Raw genomic sequence first — 20244 nt, forward strand, 5'->3', positions numbered from 1 at the left:
TTCGCACGGGCCGGCGACCACGCCGAGACCCCCCTCCGGTGGCCGCCACCGGTGTGCGGGCGGGGTAGAGCACACGTGCCACCGACAGGGGTGCGGACGACCCGTCCCGTCCGCTTCGCCATCGCCGCACACGCCTGCTCCACGTGGGGCAGCTTCCTCAACATGGTGGCGCTGGGACTGTTCACCCTGGACCTCACCGGTTCCACGGTCCAGACCGGGCTGTTCATGGCGGTCCGCCTGACCGCCGGCTTCCTGATGGGGCCGATGGCCGGTGTCCTGGTGGCCCGGTACCCGCGCCGAAGCCTGATGATCACCGCCGACCTGCTGTCGGCCGCCGCGCTCGTGCTGCTGGTCGTGGCCCCCGCCGGAGCGCAACCGGTGGTGCTCTACGGCCTCGCCGTCGTCGTCGGCGCCGGCCAGACCCTGTGGGGGGTGGCGCTGCGCAGCGGGATGCCCGAGCTGGTCCGGCCCGAGCGGCTCGCTCGGGCCAACGCGCATCTCGTGGCCGCTCGTTCGACCGCCATGCTGCTCGGCTTCGGCACCTCGGGCCTCGTCGTCACCCTGCTCGGCTACCACACCGCGTTCCTGCTGGACGCCGCCTCCTACGTCCTGTCCGCGCTGCTGCTGACCCGGGTTGGCGCCTGGCGGTCGGCCGCCGTGCCGCACTCCCGGGCGACCGACCGGCCCCGCCGCCCCGCGCTGCGGCACGCGCTGTCCGGTGTCGCCCCGGTGGTGCTGGCGATGGTCGCGGTCCGGACGCTCGACGCCTTCGGTTCCGCGTCCCACAACGTGGGGCTTCCGGTGTACGCGACCCTGACCCGCCCCGACGCGCCCGCCTCGTTCGCGGCCGTCTTCACCGCCGCGTGGGCGGTCGGCAGCCTGTCGGTAAGCCGCCTCCTCGCGCGCCGGCCCGCGCCGACCTCCCCGGCCGCCTTCGGTTTCGCGACCTGCGCGATGTCGGTGCTGTTCGTCCTCGCCTTCACCGGCCCTGCGATGTGGCTGCTTGTCGTCGTGGTGGTGGCCGCCGGGATGGCGGACGGCTACGCGGAGATCAGCTACACCACCCGCCTGCAGAACGTCGAGCCGTCCCGCCGGGCCCACCTGTTCGGCCTCGCCGGAGCGTGCCAGAACGCCGGATTCGGCATCGGCATGATCATCAGCGCGTTCGCCCTCGAACACCTCGCCCCCTTTGCGGTGATCGCCGCCGCGCACGGGCTGGCGCTGGCCGCCGCCGCCGCGTTCCTCGCCACCCGCCTACGCCCCCCAGACCGCCGACCCCACCGGCCGGTGGCGCAGAAAGTCGAGGCCGCCCCGTGAGCCCAGACGTGACCGTCCGACCGCCCGCCGTCAGCTACGGCGGCGACCTGCCCGCAGACGCCGCCTTCCCCGGCAGCCTGCGGGCCGCGCTGCGCCGGGCCGCCGTGGACTTCCCCGACGCCGGCATGCTAGTGGTGGACGCGGACGGGCGAGAGGAGTTCCTCGACCACCGGACCCTGCTGTCCCGGGCGGAGACGGCACTGGCCGGCCTGCGGGCGTACGGCCTGCGCGCCGGCTCCTACGTCGTCCTTCGGATCACGTCCGGCGTGGAGTACTGGCCCGTGTTCGCCGGCTGCGTGCTGGGTGGCATCGTCCCGCTCACCGTCGGCGCTCTCGGCGGCTACGACCCCGACACTCCGGCGGTCGGTGCGCTTCTGCACGCCTGGCGCAAGCTGGGAGAGCCGACGGTCGTGGCCGGCACGGCCGACCGGGACCTGCTGGCTCGCCTGCCGGTGCGTGACCGGCTGGTGGCGGCCGCCGGGTTGGCGGCCACCGGGCACGAGACCGACCGCGGGCCGCGGCCGGCGCCGGACGCCGGAGAGCCGGTCGACCCGGCGGCGGTGGCGCTGCTGCAGCTCTCCTCCGGCAGCACCGGCACGCCCAAGATCATTCCGCTCACCCACCGGGCGCTGGCCGAGAACGCCCTCGGGGCGCGGGCGATGCTCGACATCGGCCCGGACGACGTCCTGCTCAACTGGCTCCCACTGGACCACTCCGCCGGGCTGCTGCTCTACCACGTCGCCGGCATCTTCCTCGGCGCCGCCTCCGTGCACGTCGCCACCGACCTGGTGCTCGCCGACCCGCGGCGCTGGCTGGAGCTGATGTCCCGGCATCACGTCACGCACAGCTGGGCGCCGAACTTCGCCCTGCGACTGGCGGCCGAAGCCGTCGACCGCCGGTGGGATCTGAGCGGCCTGCGCGGCATGGTCAGCGGCGGGGAACAATGCCTGCCGGACACCTTCGACGCGTTCGTGGCCGCCACCGGAGTGCCGGCCACCACGATGCGGCCGGCCTGGGGCATGTCCGAGACCGTCACCGGCATCACCTACGCCACCTACGGCACACCCCAGGCCCGGCCCCGCGTCCGAACCGCCAGCCTGGACGGTGACCTGGAATGGGCCACGGACGAGGACCCACCGGAGTCCGTCACCGAATACCTCTCCGTCGGACGCCCGGCGCCGGGCACCACCCTGCGGATCGTGGACGCCGACGGCACGGTGCTTCCCGAGGGTCGCATCGGTCGCCTCGAGGTCGCGTCGGCCCGGATCACCCCCGGCTACCTCGACGACCCGGAGGCGACCCGGCTCGCCTTCCCGCGCGGCGACGGCTGGCTCGACACCGGCGACCTCGCGTTCATGCGAGCCGGCGAGATCACGATCACCGGACGGGTGAAGGACCTGGTCATCGTCAACGGGCAGAACCTTCCGTGCCACGAGGTGGAACGGGTGGTGGGTTCGGTGGACGGGGTTCGTGCGGGCTGGGTCGCCGCCCTCGGCGTACCGGAGCAGCGAACCGGCACGGAATCGCTGGCGATCTTCTACGTCGCCGACGACGGCACCGGGCCGACCGACCGGGTGGCCCACGCCGTGACCGCCGCGGTGAGCCGTCGCTGGCAGGTCAAGCCGGCCCAGGTCCATGCGGTCCCGGCCGAGGAGTTCCCGCGCTCGTCAAGCGGCAAGGTCCTGCGTGCGGCGCTGCGCCGCCGGCTGCCCGGGGACCCGGCGGTGCCCGCCGGTCACGACGGCGCGGCCGGCACCGTCGCCGGTGACGCGTCGGCGGCGGTCGGCGACCGACCGGCCGGACCCGGCCGGGGTGCGGTGCGGGCTCTGGTGAGCGGCATCCTCGCGGACCTGACCGGCGGCCCGGTCGACCCGGGCGTGCCGTTCCACGAACTCGGGATCGGGTCGATCCAGATCGCCCAGCTCGGGGCGCGACTGGAGCGGGAACTGGGCCGCCCGGTTCCCCGGCCCACGCTCTTCGCCCACCCCACGGTCGACGCGCTCAGCGCCCACCTCGCCGCCGCCCCGGTGCCACCGGCGCCTGAGCCGGTCGGGTCCGAGCCGTCGCAACGGTACGTCGCGGTGATCGGCATGGCGGCCCGGTTTCCGGGCGCCGACACCGTCGAGCGGTACTGGGCCAACCTGCTCGACGGGGTGGAGAGCGTCCGTACCTTCACCCCGGAGGAGATGACGGCGGCGGGCACACCGGCGGAGATCGCCACCGCACCCGACTTCGTCGGCGCGAGCGCGACCCTGAACGACATCGCCGGCTTCGACGCGGGCTTCTTCGGCATCAGCCCCCGGGAGGCCCGGACGCTTGACCCGCAGCACCGCCTGTTCCTGGAGACGTGCCACCACGCGTTGGAGGACGCCGGGCACCCGGGCGACGGGCCCGGCCGCCGCACCGCGGTGTACGCGGGCAGCGGGATGAACCTGTACCCGCACCACACATACCTGCGCCAGCAACCGGCGGCGCTGGACCCCCGCGCCGACCCGGTGACCGCCATCGGCGCCGCGCTCGGCAACCAACCCGACTTCCTGGCCACCCGGGTCGCCTACCGTCTCGGGCTGACCGGCCCGGCGATCAACGTGCAGACCGCCTGCTCGACCTCGCTGGTCGCCGTGCACCTCGCGGTGCGCGCCCTGCTCGGCGGGGAGGCGGACCTGGCGGTCGCCGGGGCGGTGGCGTTGCACGTGCCGCAGGTGACCGGCTACCGGTACACCCCCGGGTCCATCCTGTCCGCCCGCGGACGCTGCCGGCCCTTCGACGTCGACGCCGACGGCACGGTCGGGGGCAACGGGGTCGCCGCGGTGATCCTCAAACCGCTGCACCAGGCACTCGCCGACGGGGACCGCATCCACGCCGTCCTGCTCGGCACGGCGGTCAACAACGACGGCGCCGGCAAGGTCGGCTTCACCGCACCCGGAGTGTCGGGCCAGGTGGACGTGGTCCGACGGGCGCTTCGCGCCGCGGCGGTGCCGGCCGGATCGGTCGGCTACGTCGAGGCCCACGGCACCGGCACCGCCCTCGGCGACCAGGTGGAGCACCACGCGCTCGCCGAGGCGTACGCGGGTGGGCGGCCGGTCCTCGGCTCGGTGAAGGCGAACATCGGCCATCTGGACAGCTGCGCGGGCATGGCCGGGCTGATCAAGACGATCCTGAGTGTCCGCGACGCGCGGATCCCCCCGCAGATCAACTTCGCCCGGCCGAACCCGGCGATCGACCTGCCGGGCGGTCCGTTCACCATCGTCACCAGCCCCACGGACTGGCCGGCGTCGGGTCACCCGCGCCGGGCGGCGGTGTGCGCGCTCGGCGTGGGCGGCACGAACGCGCACGTGATCGTCGAGCAGCCGCCGGTCCCTTCGGCTCCGGCCGCCGGGGCCGGTCTCCACCCGGCGCCGGGTCTGCTGCCGCTGTCGGCGGCCGACCCGGTGGCGTTGCGGGAACTGGCCGCCCGCTACCGCGACCGGCTGCGCGCCGAACCCGGCCTGACTGTGGCCGACGTGGTCTCGACCGCCGGACCGTGGCGCCGTCACCTGCGGCACCGCCTCGTCGTACGCGGCGAATCCACCGCCGCGCTGGCCGACGCCCTGGACGTGTTCGTGGACGGGGGCAGCACCGACGGCGTGCTGGCCGCAACGGCCGCCACGGACGCCTCCGACGCGCTCGCGCTGGCCTTCCCCGGCCAGGGGGAGCTGCGGGGCGCCGTGCTCGACCTCGCCGAGCGCTTCCCGGTGGTCCGGCAGGTGCTCGACGAGGGGGCCGAGGCGTACCGGCGGGCGGTCGGCGGGGACCTGGTCGCCCGGCTGCGGGAACGACCCGAGGGCGGCGTCCACCCGACCGATGTGGCCCAGCCCGCCCTGGTCATCACCGGTGTGGCACTGACGCGCCTGTGGCGGTCCTGGGGGTTGACCCCCGGGTTCGTCGTCGGGCACAGCGTGGGGGAGTACGCCGCGCTGTGCGTCGCGGGGGCGCTGTCGCTTGCCGACGCGGTCACCCTCACCGCCCACCGCGGTCGGCTCATGCACCGGGATCTCCCGCCCGGCGCGATGCTCGCGGTGCTGGCGGACGAGCCCGCCATGACGGAACTGCTCGCCGGGCACGAGGTGGAGGTCGCCGCGCGCAACGGTCCCCACCAGTACGTACTGTCCGGCTCGCCGGCGGCCGTGGCGGCGCTGGCCGATCACGCCGAGAAGCTCGGCGTGGCCACCCGCCAGCTCGCGGTGGACCGGGCCTTCCACTCCGCGGCTGTCGAGCCGGTGCTCGACCGGTTCCGGCGGCGGGTCGCGGAGGTGTCGCTGCGGCCCACCCGGCTGCCGGTGGTCAGCTCGGTCGACGGTCGGCTCCGGCCACCCGGCTGGCTGCCGGACGCGGACTACCTGTGCCACCAGGCCCGCCGCCCGGTCGCCTACGACGCCGCGGTGGACACCCTCGTCGGGCAGGACGTCACCACGGTGGTGGAGGCGGGCGCCGACGGCGTGCTCACCCGGATCGCCCGGGGCTCCGGGTCGACGGCGCGATGGGTGCCGTCCCAGCGCGGGGACCGCGAGCCGGTCGAGGGGATCTGGCAGGCCGTGGCCGAGCTGCACGTCGCGGGCGTCGAGGTCGACTGGGCCGCGATCACCGCCGGGTGTGGTGGTCGACGGGTGACGTTGCCGGCGTACCCCTTCCAGCGGCAGCACTTCTGGGTCGAGACGCCCGCGGCTGTGGAACCGACGCCGGACCCGGTGGAACCGACACCGGCCGGGTCGGCGCCGGTGATCGCCGGAGCCGGTGCGCCCGCCCGGGAGATGCCCGCCGGCCCGGCAGCGGACTCGGCGCTGACCCGGGTTGTGGCCCTGACCGCGCAGCGGCTGGGCATGGACGTGTCGGCGGTCGACCCGGACCAGACGTTTCTTCGGGCCGGTGCGGACTCCCTGCTCCTGATGACCATGAGCCGGGAGATCAACAACGAGTTCGGGGTCCGGGTGCCGGTCCGTGACCTGTTCGGTGCCGTCGGCACCCCGCGCCGGCTCGCCGAGACGGTGGTCGCGGGCGTCGCGGCGAGCACCTTGACAGGTCCGCCTGCTTCGGCAGGTCCGCCTGCTTCGACGACTCCGGTCGGCCCGGCGCCGACGGGTGCGCAACCGTCGTCCGTGCGCCAGAGCGTGCCGCCACCGCCGTCGGAACCCGCCACCCCGCCGGCCGACACCGCCCGGGAGGTGCCCACCGACCTCGCCGCCGTCGTGCACCGCCAGCTCGACCTGATGCGGGAGCAGCTCGCGCTGCTCGGGGCGGCGACCCCGCCGGCACCGCCGGTGCCGCCCGTTCCGCCGGTGCCGCCCGTTCCGGCGGTGCCGGACAGCGAAGCGGCCGACACCGTCGACTTCAGCCTCTACTTCTTCGGCGACTACGCCGACCCGGGCCGGGACGACCCGTACGAGGTCATCCTGGATGCCGCCGAGTTCGCCGACACCCACGGCTTCCACGCCGTCTGGTTGCCGGAGCGGCACTTCCACTCCTTCGGCGGGATCTTCCCCAACCCCTCGGTGCTCGCCGCAGCCATCGCGGCGCGGACCCGTCGGCTGCGGCTCAACGCCGGCTCGGTGGTGCTGCCGCTGCACCATCCCATCCGGGTAGCCGAAGAATGGTCCATGGTGGACCGGCTCTCGGGGGGACGGATCGGCCTCGGCTGCGCGCCCGGCTGGCACGCCAACGACTTCGTCTTCTACCCGGAGAACTTCCCGCGGCACAAGCAGGTGATGTACGAGAACCTGGACACCGTCCGGCGACTGTGGCGCGGCGAGGCCATCCGGGCCCGTTCCGGCTCCGGCGAGGACATCGACGTACGGCTTTTCCCCCGCCCCGTGCAGGCGGAACCGCCGATGTTCACGGCCATCGTGGGAAACCCGGACAGCTACCGTGAGGCCGCCCGCCGGGGCCTGGGCGTGGTCACCAACCTGATGACGCAGGACGTCGCGCGACTGGCGGAGAACATCGCGCTGTACCGGCGTACCCGCGCCGAGCATGGGCTCGACCCCGATGCCGGCCGGGTCGTGGTGCTGATGCACACGTACCTCGAAGCGGATGCCGAGCGGGCCCGCGCGACGGCGTTCGAGCCGTTCTGTGCCTACCTGCGCTCCTCGTTCAGCCTGCTCGGCCAGGTGGCCAACAGCCTCGGCATGACCATCGACCTGGCCGACACCCCCGAGGACGACGTGCGGTTCGTCCTCTCCCGGGCCTACCAGCGGTACTGCGACCAGCGGGCGCTCATCGGGTCGCCGGAGAGCTGCCGGCCGGTGCTGGAGGCGGTCCTCGCCTCGGGCGCCGACGAGATCGCCTGCTTCGTCGACTTCGGCCTGCCGGCGCGGGCCGTCCGCGACGGACTGCCGGTCATCGACGCGCTGCGCCGCACCACCCGCCGGGCCCCCAGGAACACGACCGCGCGGGTCGACACGGCACCGCTGTCGCCGGGCCAGCGACGCCTGTGGCTGGCGGAACAGATCGACCCGGGCACCCCCGCGTACACCGAGGGCGCGGCGGTGCGGTTGCGCGGTGCGCTGGACCCGGCCGCGCTCCACGACGCCGTGCAGGACGTCGTGGACCGGCACGCCCCGCTGCGGACCACCTACCGGGAGATCGACGGCGAGCCCCACCAGATCATCCACCCGCGACTGGAAGCCGGCGTCGTGGTGCGCGACCATCCGGGCGCCGACGAGGAGACGGTCGTCCGGGACGCGATGGCTGCGGTGAGTACCCGGCTGTTCGACCTACGCGAGGGCCCCCTGTTCGCCTTCGAACTGCTGCGTTTCTCCCCGACGCACCACGTGCTGGTGATGTCGTTCCACCACCTCGCCACCGACGGCGGCTCGTACGCGGTGCTGACCCGGGAACTGTCGGCGTGTTACCGGGACCGCGTCGCCGGCCGCGTGCCGCAGCTGCCCCCGCTGCCGGTGAGCTACCCGGAACTCGCCCGCGACCGGGCCGCCGCGGACGACACCGACAAGCGTCTGGACTACTGGCTCCGCCGTCTCGACCCGCTGCCGCCGGCTCTCGTCCTGCCCTCGGACCGGCAGCGGCCGGCGGTTCCGTCGGCCGCCGGTGAGAGCCTCTTCGTCGACCTCCCCGCCGACCTGAGCGACCGGATCCGGCGGTTCAGCCGGGCCGAGGGGGTGACCGTCTTCAGCACCCTGCTCAGCGCGTTCGGGGTGACGCTGTCCCGGTTCGGCGGCCAGCCCGACCTGATCGTCGGCACGGGCACCAGCGGACGCGACGAGACCACCGAGAACCTGATCGGGTTCTTCGTCGACACCCTGCCGCTGCGGCTGGACCTCACCGGCGACCCCACGTTCCGGGAGCTGGTCGCGCGGACCCAGACCGGCGCGGTCGACGGGTACGACCACGCCGTCGGTTTCGACGTCCTCGTCCGCGCGCTCGCCCCGGACCGGCCGGCCGGTCGTCATCCGCTCTTCGACGTCGTCGTCGAGTACGACAGCGGCGCCGAACTCTTCGCCTTCGACCTGCCCGGTGTCACCGCCACGCCGCTGCGGGTGGGACTGGACAAGGCGCCTGTCGACCTCGTCGTCTACCTGTCCCACCGCGACACCGTGCGTTGCCACGTCGAATACCGGACCCAGGTGTTCGACCGCACCACCGTGCGGCGCCTCCTCGACCACGTCCAGCAGGTCCTCGACCGGGCGACCCGAGGGCCGGGGGAGCGGTTGTCCGACCTCGCGACCGACCTGTACGGCCCCGCTGACCAGCTCTGCGGGCCGCACCGGGAACCCCTCGCCGAACGGCTGCACGACCCGTTCGTCCGGCAGGCCACCCGCACGCCCGACGCCGTCGCGGTGGTCTGCGGACCGACCCGGTGGAGCTACCGGGAGCTGCACCGGCGGGCCGATCTGCTGGCGCGCCGGATCGCCGCCGCCGGGGTGGGACCGGACGACGTCGTGGCGGTGCTGCTGCCCCGTCGCCCCGAGCTCGTCGCCGCGCAGCTCGCCGTCCTGATGGCCGGTGCCGGGTTCCTGCCCCTCGACCCGTCGCTGCCCGGTGCCCGCGTCGACGCCCTGCTGGCCGACAGCGGCGCGCGGCTGCTGCTCACCACCGCCGGGATCGACCACCCGGGCAGGGTCGACCACGTCCTCGTGGAGGAGCCCGCGGATCCCCACCTGCCCCCGCCGGGCCGGGTGCCCACCGGGGAGCACCTGGCCTGGTGCGTCTACACCTCGGGCTCCACCGGCCGCCCGAAGGGGGTCCTGGTCCGGCACCGCAACGCCGTCGACGCGGTTTCCTGGCATGTCCGGGCGCTGGCGCTGAGCCCGGACGACACGGTGGCACACGGCCTGGGGCTGGGCTTCGACGCCAACCTCGCCGAGCTCCACCCGGCGCTCGCCGTGGGGGCCACCGTCCACCTCGTCCCGGACGACGCCCGCTCGGATCCGGCTGCCCTGGTCGCGGACTGGTCCCGCCACGGCGTCACCGTCGCCTTCCTGGCGGCGCCGCTTGCCGAACTCGTCTTCGCGATGCCGACCGTCCCGGCCGCGTCGCTGCGGACCCTGGTGGTGGGCGGCAGCCAGTTGCGGCGCCGCCCGCCCGCGGGTTTCCCCGCCGAGGTCCTCAACGCCTACGGCCCGACCGAGTGCAGCATCGTGACCACGGCCGGCCCGGTCCCGCCGAACGGCGCCGGACCGATCGACATCGGCACGCCCGTGGACAACCGGCGACTGCACCTGCTCGATCCCGCCGGCCTGCCGGTGCCGGCCGGGGCGGTGGGGGAGGTGTACGTGAGCGGCGCCGGCGTGGCCCGGGGTTACCTCCGACGCCCCGCCGAGACCGCGGCGGCGTTCGTGCCGGATCCGTTCCGGCCCGGGGAGCGGATGTACCGCACCGGTGACCTCGCCCGGGTGCGCGGCGACGGCACCCTCCAGTTCGTCGGCAGGCGCGACGACCAGGTCAAGATCGCCGGTCACCGGGTCGAACCGGGGGAGGTCACCGCGGAACTCGCCCGCCTGCCGGGTGTGCGGCAGGCGGCGGTGGCCGCCCGGCACGACCGGGGCGACGACCCGTACCTGGCCGCCTACGTGGTCGTCGACGACGAACACCCGGCCGCGGACACGTCGGTGGCAGGTCTGACCGCCCGGCTGGCCGGATGTCTGCCCGCGCACCTGGTCCCGGCGGCCTGGGTGTTCCTCGACGCCCTGCCCACCACCGAGGCCGGCAAGGTCGACGCCGGCCGCCTGCCGGCACCGCCCGCCGCAACCGTCGGCGAGTCGCCCCGCACCGACCGGGAACGGTTCGTCCACGACGCGTGGTGCGCCGAGCTGGGCGTGGCCGAACTGCCGTTGGAGGTGCCCTTCACCGCCGCCGGTGGCCACTCACTGGCCGCCGTTCGCCTGGCCAACCGGTTGACGGCCACCGGCCAGGTCCCTGTGGGCGTGCACCAGGTGCTGCGCAGCCGGGGCATCCGCGAGATGGCCGCGCTGCTGCCGGCGGATGGTGACGAGGTCGTGACCCGGGCACCCGCCACCTACCAGCAGGAACTGATGTGGCAGCGCCAGCGGCAGGCGCCGAATCCCGCGGCCGTGCACATGGCGGTGCGGATGGACCTCACCGGTCGGCTCGACCTGCCCGCACTCGAACGGGCACTCGACGGCCTCGTGGCCCGGCACGAGGCGTTGCGGGCCCGCCTGGTGGACCGGGACGGTGAGTTGACCCAGGAGGTGTTGCCCGCCGAACCGGTGGCCGTGCCCGTGGTCGACCTCCACCGATCCGAGGTCGACAGGTGGTGCCTGCGGGTCGGCCGGCGTGCCTTCGCCGACGGGCGCGGCCCCTGGGCCCGTCTCGACGTGGCCCGTCTCGACGACGAGACCTGGGTGCTGATGTTCGTCGTACACCATCTCCGCGGCGACGGGTGGTCGATGCTCCAGCTCCTCGACGAGCTGGGGCGCGGGTACGCCGCCGAGCGCGGCGAGGGGACCGTCCCGGCACCGCCTGCCGTCGGCTACCTGACGTACGCCCGCCGGCAGCGGGCCACGCCGGTGGCGCCGGACGTGCTGGCGTACTGGCGGCGTCAGCTGGCCGGCGCACCCCGGACGCTGTCGCTACCCACCGACCGGCCGCGGCCCGACCGGTTGTCCGGCCGCGGCGAGGAATTCGCCTTCGACGTCCCCCCGGAACTGGCCGCCCGGCTGAACCGGGCCGCCGCGGCCCGCGGCACCACCGTGTTCGGTGTGCTCGCGGCGAGCTACGCGCTGCTGGTCGGCGAACTCACCGGACACCGCGACGTCGTGCTGGCCTGCCCCTACGCACACCGCGACGACCGAGCACACGAGTCGGTCGTCGGCCTGTTCACCAGCCCTCTGCTGCTGCGGCCGCCGTTGGCGGGCGCGGCGTCGCACGGCGACCTGGTGGCCGGCACCGAGCAGGCCTTCCTGGACGCGGTCCGGCACCAGCCGGCGCCCCTGCCCGCGATCTACGCCGCGGTCGATCCCGACTGGCGGGTCGGCTCGCCGCCGCCGGTGGCCACCGCGCTGTTCGGCCTCAACCCGCAGATGCCGGGGGTCGACCTGCCCGGCGTCGGTGTGCGGGTCTCGGATCAGGGGCTCGGCTGCGCGCGCCGCGACTTCGCCATGGTGGTCACGCCGGTCGAGGGCGGCCTGCGCGGCGTGGTCGAGTACTCGACCGATCTGTTCGACCGGTCCACCGTCGACACCTGGTGCGGGCGGTTCGTGGAGCTGCTGGCCGAGGTCGACCAGGGCCTGGGGTGACGACTCAGGGGCGGCGGGCCGGGTCGGGCTGGTCGAGGATGGCGCTGAACCGTTCCTCGGCCAGGTCGAGCTGGGCGAAGATGTGCTGTTTGACCGGCGGGGACAGCGGCGTGTCCGGCCGGGCGATCAGGTCGCGGAACACCGGCACCAGCGGGCGATACTTGGCGGCGGAGCGGGCCACCTTCGGCCCGACGGTGTGGATCACGCCCACGCCGTTGTCGGTGAAGTCCGATACCTTGATCACCCGGGCCCAGGGCTCGGATTCCAGGCTGGCCGCCACGTGGTCGCGGTACTGCGCGTTGCGGTCCCGCTCCGGGTCGAACGCCGGGTTGGTGACCGCGCCGACAAGCCGGGCGACCCGCGCCCCGAACCGGGCGGACAACGCCACAAGCGCGGCCGCCGTCACGTCGGTGCCCGCCGCGGAGCCGTCGGGGGCCAGGGCGGCCAGCTCGGCCGGGTGGTCCTCGACCGCGTCGTGCAGCAGCGCCGCGACGATCACGTCCACGTCCCGCACCTGGTAGTGGTGCATCAGCCGGATCGCCACCCGCAGCAGGTGGTTCAGGTAGGGCTCGCGGACCCGCCGGTCGTCGCGGTGCAGGTCGGCGGCGAGGTCGAGGGCCTCGGTCAACCGGGCGCGGGCGGGTTCGTCGAACGCCTCGACCTCCAGGCGGAACCGGGCCAGCAGGCCCGGCTCACCGTGGATCTCGGTGATCGCGTGCATCGGCATGGTGGCCAGGTACGCGGGGAACTCCATGCGTCCCTTATAGCTGATCTTCGCTCGACTGTGGGGCCGGCCGGCCGGCGAGGCGCTTGACCAGACGCACGCAGGTGCCCTCCGGGGTGCCGACGATCGTCGCCTCGTCCATCACCCGCGCCATGATCAGTCGCCCGCGGCCCCGGTCGCCGCTGTCCTCGTCGGCCGCGCGCCAGCCGCCGTGGTCGCGCACCTCGATCTCCAGCCGCCCGTCGCGCAGCTCTGCCCGCAGCGTGGTGATCCCCTCGGTGGCGAACCGGTAGCCGTGTTCGATGGCGTTGGCGCACGCCTCGCCGGTGGCGATGAGCACCGTCTCCACGTCCCAGTCGTCGACGCCCCGGGCGCGCAGCCAGCCGCGCAGTCGCTCCCGGGTGCCGGCGAGCCGACCCGGGTCGGCCGGTAGGTCGATGATGAGGACGCGGTCGAGCCCACCGGATGTCCCACCCGTCACGTCCGGCCCTCCGTCCCGTTCCCGTCCCCGGACCTGGGCGCCCACTCGCGCTCCGACCGCCTGATACACACCCTGTTGTCCCCGTTGGCCGCCGATTCAATCCCCCGACGGCCGGTATCGGCCAAAGGTGATCATCTCTCATCGAGGGCGACGTGTCAGCGTACGACCCGGGCGCGGCGGCGGGCCGACGTCCCCCGGCGGGGGAGGCCGGCCCGCGGACGAGCGGCCGGGGTGGCGGTCAGAGCGGCAGTCGACCGGCGCCGGCCCAGGCGTCGACGACGAGCGGGACCAGCGGGGTGGGCAGCGGCGGGGCGGCGCGCAACGTCGGTGTCCACCCGGCGTCGCCGCCGAGGTCGGGGTCGTGGGCGGCGTTGTACACGGCGCGCAGGTCCACCGGCCGGGGAAGCTGTCGGCCGGTCCGCACCCAGCTGCCCCGCTCGGTGAGCGCGGTGCCGCCCCAGTCGTGCACCAGGTCGGCCGGGTCCACGTCGGCGGCGAGGGTGAAGAAGTTGTTCTCCGCGTGGATCGCCGAGCCGACGCCGACGCCGAGGGCGTACGCGAAGTCGGCCCCGCCGAGCCGGTAGTGGTTCTCGTGCACGTCGACCCGGCCGAACCGCACCCGGGGCAGCCGTTGCAGGTCGCCGTCGAACAGGTTGTGGTGGACGGTCACGTCGAGCCGGCCGAGGTCCGGGCCGACGGTGTTGGACGAGCCGATCAGCATCACCTTGTCCCGGCCGGTGAACCGGTTCCAGGAGGCGGTGACCAGGCTGGCGGTGTGCGTGACGTCGAGTGAGCCGTCGTGCACCTGCCAGGGGCGGCCGAAGTAGCGGGGCTGCCCGCTGTCCGGGTTGTCGCCGTCGGTGAACGTGTTGTGGTCGACCCAGACGTGTTCGCTGCGCCGCACCGAGATCTGGTCGTACTGGGAGTTCCAGTTGCCGGCCTCACCGTCGGTGGGGGACCAGGCCGGGAAGCAGTCCCGGGCGTCGTCGAACTCGATGTTGCGCACGATGACGTTGGTGACCCGGTCGATCATCAGGGTCAGCCCGGTCAGGCGGGCGCCGCGCAGCCCCACGAGTGTGGTGTTCGACCCGACGTTCACCTGGGTCTGTCGGGTCTGGTTGGCCACCGACCGGACCCGGGCGGCCTCCAGCGGGCCGCTCGGGTCGACCCGGCCCCACACCGCGGGGTCGTACGCGGTCAGGTAGGCGGGCAGCGAGTACGCCGGGTCGGCCAGGTCGGCGCAGTCGAGCAGCCGCCCGTCGGGCCCTTCGAAGCCGTCGACGGTCCCGGCCACGTACACGATCTTGGGGGTGTCCCCGGCGACCGCGGCGACCAGTTCGGCGCGGGTGTGCGCCACGACCACCCGGTCGGGGGTGGCGGCCGCGCCGCCTGTGGTGCCGGTGCCCGCGGCGGCCCAGCCGTCGTTGGCCGGGAGGGCCTGCCGGCCGAGCAGCGCGGCGGCCCGGGACAGCGAGGTGGCGGACGCGGCAGGTGCGGGGGTGGTGGTGGCGGCGAGCGCGGCGGCGAGGAGCGCGGCGGTCGCGGTGCGGACACGCATGGCTTGTTTCCGTTCTGTCGATAGTCGGTCAGGGGGCGGGCAGGTCCACCACGTACGGCCGGACCGCCCACGGCACGCCCGCCTCCGACGGCAGCGCCCCGGTCTCGGCGGCGGTCCGCAGCACCGCGCCGATCCCGCGCAGCATCCGCACCAGGTCCGGCCCGTCGCCGCGGGTGCGGACCAGGTCGCCGCCGAGCAGCGTCGGTTCGGGGGCGGCCCGCAGCGCGTCCAGCACCGCCGTGAACGGCCCGGTACGCGCCAGCGGCGCGGCCAGCGGCGTCCCGTATGCCCGGTGGTCGAGCAGGTTCGCGAGCATCCCCCGCCGGCCGGGCACCGGGCGTGGCCCGGGGTCGCCGGGCAGGCACAGCCGGTCCGTCGGGTACTCCAGCACCGCCCGTCCCCGCCCGCCGGTGACCAGCACCTCCCCGGCGACGTGCTCCTCGGCGGCGAGGGTGAGCGCGGCCAGCACCGGCGGCCCGGCGTGCGGGGTCAGCCGCAGCACCGTGGTGTCGTCCACCTCGATCGGGCGGACCCGGTAGCGCTCCACCTCGATCCGGGCCGGCCGCACCGGCGCGCCGGTCACCGACGCGGCGACCGCGAGGCACTGCATGAGCGCGTGCGCGAGCGGGTTGGCGAGCGCCCCGTCGAGCGTGGGACGGCCGTCCACCGACCGCCGCCCGGCCCAGGGGGAGCGGGCGTAGTAGGCGTCCGGGCGCTGCCACGCGGCCACCGTGGCGACGCCGGTGACCGGGCCGAGCCGCCCGGCGGCCAGCGCGTCGGTCAGCTCGGTCAGCGCGGCCGACCCGAGCGCCTGGAAGTTGACCTGCACGGCCCGCCCGGCGGCGGCCGCCGCGGCCAGCAGCGTGCGGTGCCCGGCCAGGTCGAGCACCGGCGGTTTCTCCAGCAGCAGGTCCGCGCCCGCGTCGAGGGCGTCCAGGGCGATCGGCAGGTGGGTGTGCGGCGGGGTGCAGATCACCACCACGTCGGGGCGCGACGCGGCGAGCATCTCCCGGTGGTCGGTGAAGATCCGCGCCCGCGGTGGCACGGGCGCGTCCGGTTCCACCTGCACCTGTCGCACGTCGACGAGCGCGACCAGCCGCAGCAGGCCGGCGGCGTGCAGCGGCGCGATGACCCGCCGGTGCCAGCGCCCGTGCCCGTTCGCGCCGACGAGCGCCACCCGTGGCGGCCCGTCGCCCGTCACCGGGCACCGGCGAGCGTGGCGCGGACGCCGTGCCGCTCCAGGGCGGTCAGCCAGCCGGTCACGTCCGCGCGTACCTCGTCGTCGGCGGCCAGGTCGGCGGGGAACACCTCGCGGATCGCGAACACCGCGTCCACCACGCCGGCCGGGGTGCGCGCCGCGGCGTCCAGGGCGGCGCGCAGCCGGTCGGCGAGCGGGTCGTCGAGCGGCAGCGGCCGGCCGTCGTCGGCGTAGCCCAGCAGGAACCGCAGCCAGGCGGCCACCACGAGCGCGCTCCACCGCGCCGACCGGCCCGCCGAGCGGAGGTCGGCGATGGTGTGCAGGACCCGCTGCGGCAGCTTCTGCGAGCCGTCCATGGCGACCTGCCACGTCCGGTGCCGGATCGCCGGGTTGGCGAACCGGGCGAGCACCTGCTCGGCGTAGCCGGGCACGGACACCCCCGGCGGCGGGGTGAAGCTGGGCGCGACCTCCTCGACGACGAGCCGGCGCAGCACCGCCTCCAGGTGCGGCAGCGCCAACGCCTCGGCCACCGTCTCGGCGCCGGCCAGCGCCCCGAGGTAGGCCGTGGCCGAGTGCACCCCGTTGAGCGCGCGCAGCTTCAACCGCTCCCACGGGCCGGCGTCGTCGGTGAGCACCGCCCCGCCGTGTTCCCAGGCCGGCCGGCCGCCCGGGAAGTCGTCCTCGATGACCCACTGCGAGAACGGTTCGGCGGCCACCGCCGCCAGGTCGGTCACGCCCAGCGCCCGCCGCGCCGCCGCCCTGGTCCCGTCGGTGCTGGCCGGCACGATCCGGTCGACCATCGTGCCGGGGCAGGACAGCTGCCCGGTCACCCGCTCGACCGTCGCGTCCGGCACCCGGGCCAGCGCGAGGCACTGCTCGACCAGCCCGCGCAGCCGACGCCCGTTGGCGGGCAGGTTGTCGCAGCTGACCAGCGCCACCGGCCCGGCGTCGGCGGCGGCGCGGGCGAGCAGCCCGCGCACCAGCAGGCCGGGCACCGTGGTCGGGGGCCGGTCGGTGGTCAGGTCGGCGGTCAGGTCCGCGTCGGCGACAAGCGCGGCGGTCACCGGGTCCAGCCGGTACGCCTTCTCGGTCACGGTGAGCGTGACCACCCGGATCGCCGGGTCGGCGAGCAGGCCGACCACCGCGTCCGGGTCACTCGCGGCGTGCCGTACCCCGGCGAGCGCGCCGACCACCCGGGTCGCCGCGCCGTCGGCGGCGAGCGCGGTGACGCTGAACAGGCAGTCCTGCGCGGCGAGGGCCTCGACCACGCCGGTGCTGCGCGGCGCGACGCCGACGATGCCCCAGTCGCCGCCGGCCGCGCCGACCGCCGCCTCGGTGTGCACGGCCTGGTGGGCGCGGTGGAACGCGCCGAGGCCGAGGTGGACGATGCCGGCCGGTACGGTGCCGGGGCGCAGCAACGGCCGGCTCGCCTCGGGCAGGCGGCGCAGCGTGGCCAGGCCGAGCCGGCCCTCGGTCAGCGCCATGCCGGCCCGTCCGGGAAGCGGAACCGCGCGATCGACTCCGGCCGCATGGTGGCGCTGTAGCCGGGCGCGGTGGGCAGCAGGTAGCGCCCGCCCCGGGTGCGGACCGGGTCGACGAAGTGCTCGTGCAGGTGGTCGACGTACTCGATCATGCGGCCGTCCAGGCCGGTGCTGACCCGCAGGTGGTCGAAGACCGCCAGGTGCTGCACGTACTCGCAGAGGCCGACGCCGCCGGCGTGCGGGCAGACCGGCACCCCGAACTTCGCCGCCAGCAGCAGTTCGGTGAGCACCTCGTCCACGCCGCCGACGCGGCACGCGTCGACCTGCATCACGCCTATCGCCTCGGCCTGGAGCAGCTGCTTGAAGATCACCCGGTTGGCCGCGACCTCGCCGGTGGCGACCCGGCAGCGACCGCCGGTCAGCTCGGCCACCGCGCGGGCGATCCGGGCGTGCCCGAGCACGTCGTCGGCGTGCGTGGGCTCCTCGATCCAGTACGGGTCGACCTCGGCCAGCACGCCCATCGCGGTGATCGCCTCGTCCACGTCCCACACCTGGTTGGCGTCCATCATCAGCAGCGCGTCCGGGCCGATCTCGGCCCGGATGATCCGGGCCCGCCGCAGGTCGTCCTCGATCCGCCCGCCGACCTTCATCTTCATCGCGCGCCACCCCGCCGCGTACGCGGCGCGGGTCAGCGCGCGCACCCGCTCGTCCGGGTAGCCCAGCCAGCCCACCGACGTGGTGTACGAGGGGAACCCGTCGCGCTCCAGCGCGGCGAGCCGGTCGGCGAGGCCCTCGCGTCCGGCGTCGAGGATGGCCGCCGCCTCGTCCGGGGTGAGCGCGTCGGTGATGTGGTGGAAGTCCACGGTCGCCACCAGCTCGTCGGTGGGCGCCTCGGCGAGGAACCGCCACATCGGCTTGCCGGCCAGCTTGGCGCGCAGGTCCCAGACCGCGTTGACCAGGGCGCCGGTGGCCATGTGGATCACGCCCTTCTCCGGGCCCAGCCAGCGCAGTTGCACGTCGGCGGTGAGCGAGCGCCAGAACGCGACGGGTTCGGCGGCGATCTCGGCGACCGTACGGCCACGGACGTGGTGGGCGAGCGCGCGTACCGCCGCGCAGGTGATCTCGTTGCCCCGCCCGTTGGTGAACGTGAACCCGGTGCCGGTCGGCCCGCCGTCGGTGCTCAGTTCCACGTATGTGGCCGAGTAGTCGCCCCGGTTGATCGCGTCCGAGCCGTCGCCGCCGGCCGCGGTGGGGAAGCGCACGTCGTGCACCTCGACGTCGACGATCGTGGTCATGCGGGCCCACCTCCGAACTTGAAGACCTGCTTCGGCAGCCGGTACGCCAGGTCGACGATGGTCTCGGCGGCCTCGTCCCCGGTCAGCCGGTGCTCGGCGACCAGTCGGGCGAGGAAGCCGGCGTCGACCCGGCGGGCCACGTCGTGGCGTACCGGGATGGAGCAGAACGCGCGGGTGTCGTCGACGAACCCGGCGGTGTTGTAGAAGCCCGCGGTCTCGGTGACCGTCTCCCGGAACCGGCGTAGCACCTCGGGGGAGTCCAGGAACCACCAGGGCGCGCCGAGGCGCAGCGCCGCGTAGCCGCCGGCCAGCGGCGCGAGTTCCCGGGTGAACGTGTCCTCGTCGAGCGTGTAGAGCACCACGGTCAGCCGCGGGTCGTTGCCGTGCGCGTCGAGCAGCGGCGCGAGACCGTGCACGTACTCGGTGGCCTGCGGCACGTCCCCGCCGACGTCGCGGCCGTGCCGGGCGTACAGCCAGCGGTTGTGGTTGCGCACCGCGCCGGGGTGCAGCTGCATGACCAGGCCGTCGTCGAGCGACATCCGGGCGAACTCCAGCAGCATGTGCGCCCGGAACGCCTCCGCGTCGCCCGCGTCGGCCAGACCGCGCCGGCCTCGGTCGTACAGCGCGGCGGCCTGCGCCGGGCCGAGATCGAGGGTACGGGCGGTGGGGTGCCCGTGGTCGGTGGAGGTGGCCCCGGCGGCGGCGAACGCCTCCCGCCGGGCGCGCAGCGCGGCCAGGTAGCCGGCGTACGTGCCGGTGTCCTGTCCGGAGACCTCGGCGAGCCGGTCCACGTTGGCCGACCAGTTGTCGAACTCCATGTCCACCACGTCGTCCGGGCGGAACGTGGTGACCACCCGCCCGCCGGGCCCGCCCCAGCCGTCGGCGGCGAGTTCGGCGTGCCGGCCCAGGTCGTCCAGGGGTGACTCGGTGGTGGCCAGCACCTCGATGCCGAAGCGGGTGAACAGCTCCCGGGGCCGGAAGCCCGGTTCGGCGAGCCGGGCGGTGAGTGCGTCGTAGACGGTGTCGGCGGTGGCCGGGCCCAGCGGCGTGTCGACCCCGAACACGGTGCGGAACGTCTGCTCCAGCCACAGCCGCGACGGGGTGCCACGGAACAGGTGCCAGTGCGCGGCGAAGCGCCGCCAGATGGTCCGCCCGTCGGTCTCCACCGGGCTGCCGTCGACGCTGGGCACGCCCAGGTCGGCGGGGGGCACGCCCTGACTGAGCAACATCCGGGTCAGGTAGTGGTCGGGCACCACGAGCAGCCGGGCCGGGTCGGGGAACGGCTGGTCCTCGGCCAGCAGCCCGGGGTCGACGTGCCCGTGCGGGGAGATGATCGGTTGCTCGGCGGCGAGCGCGTACAACTCGCGCGCCAGGGCGCGCAGGCAGGGCTCGGCGGGCAGCAGCAGATCGCCGCGGGAGATGATCGGCACAGCGAGAGCTCC

9 protein-coding genes are annotated in these 20244 nt (G+C 74.9%); 2 read left to right on the forward strand and 7 right to left on the reverse strand.

The features are described from left to right. The first annotated feature begins 90 nt into the window (after nt 1–90). Nucleotides 91–1317: an MFS transporter gene (locus ACLQ2X_RS01500; protein ID WP_425679068.1), complete on the forward strand. Its 1227-nt coding sequence runs from the start codon at nt 91–93 to the stop codon at nt 1315–1317. Continuing rightward, the gene (locus tag ACLQ2X_RS01505; RefSeq protein WP_425679069.1) at nt 1314–12065 is read left to right on the forward strand and encodes an amino acid adenylation domain-containing protein; all 10752 of its coding nucleotides are present in this window, start codon (nt 1314–1316) and stop codon (nt 12063–12065) included. Before ACLQ2X_RS01500 ends, ACLQ2X_RS01505 begins: the two co-directional genes overlap by 4 nt. A gap of 4 nt (nt 12066–12069) precedes the next feature. Here ACLQ2X_RS01505 and ACLQ2X_RS01510 read toward each other — a convergent pair whose 3' ends face one another. The 7 genes from ACLQ2X_RS01510 to uxaC all read right to left on the reverse strand — a co-directional run bounded on the left by ACLQ2X_RS01510 (nt 12070) and on the right by uxaC (nt 20232). Further along, nucleotides 12070–12819: an HD domain-containing protein gene (locus tag ACLQ2X_RS01510; protein WP_425679070.1), complete on the reverse strand. Its 750-nt coding sequence runs from the start codon at nt 12817–12819 to the stop codon at nt 12070–12072. A 7-nt stretch (nt 12820–12826) separates the two neighbouring features. After that, a complete protein-coding gene (locus ACLQ2X_RS01515; RefSeq protein ID WP_425679071.1) occupies nt 12827–13270 on the reverse strand; it encodes an ATP-binding protein in 444 nt (147 codons plus the stop codon). A gap of 238 nt (nt 13271–13508) precedes the next feature. Then, nucleotides 13509–14828, reverse strand: coding sequence for a pectate lyase family protein (locus ACLQ2X_RS01520; RefSeq protein WP_425679072.1), 1320 nt, complete (start codon nt 14826–14828; stop codon nt 13509–13511). Between the two features lie 28 nt (nt 14829–14856). After that, the gene (locus tag ACLQ2X_RS01525) at nt 14857–16029 is read right to left on the reverse strand and encodes a Gfo/Idh/MocA family protein (RefSeq protein WP_425679073.1); all 1173 of its coding nucleotides are present in this window, start codon (nt 16027–16029) and stop codon (nt 14857–14859) included. Continuing rightward, nucleotides 16026–17510 carry a mannitol dehydrogenase family protein gene (locus ACLQ2X_RS01530; RefSeq protein ID WP_425679074.1) on the reverse strand — a complete coding sequence of 495 codons (1485 nt, stop codon included), beginning with the start codon at nt 17508–17510 and terminating at the stop codon, nt 16026–16028. The genes ACLQ2X_RS01525 and ACLQ2X_RS01530 overlap by 4 nt, the downstream gene beginning before the upstream one ends. Further along, entirely contained in the window at nt 17501–18802 is a 1302-nt protein-coding gene (locus ACLQ2X_RS01535; protein WP_425679075.1) for an enolase C-terminal domain-like protein, read from the reverse strand. The genes ACLQ2X_RS01530 and ACLQ2X_RS01535 overlap by 10 nt, the downstream gene beginning before the upstream one ends. Then, complete coding sequence (gene uxaC / locus ACLQ2X_RS01540) at nt 18799–20232, reverse strand: glucuronate isomerase (RefSeq protein WP_425679076.1); 1434 nt, start codon at nt 20230–20232, stop codon at nt 18799–18801. The genes ACLQ2X_RS01535 and uxaC overlap by 4 nt, the downstream gene beginning before the upstream one ends. Between the last annotated feature and the right edge of the window lie 12 nt (nt 20233–20244).

The organism is Micromonospora sp. DT31, from assembly GCF_049841795.1.
GTDB lineage: Bacteria > Actinomycetota > Actinomycetes > Mycobacteriales > Micromonosporaceae > Micromonospora.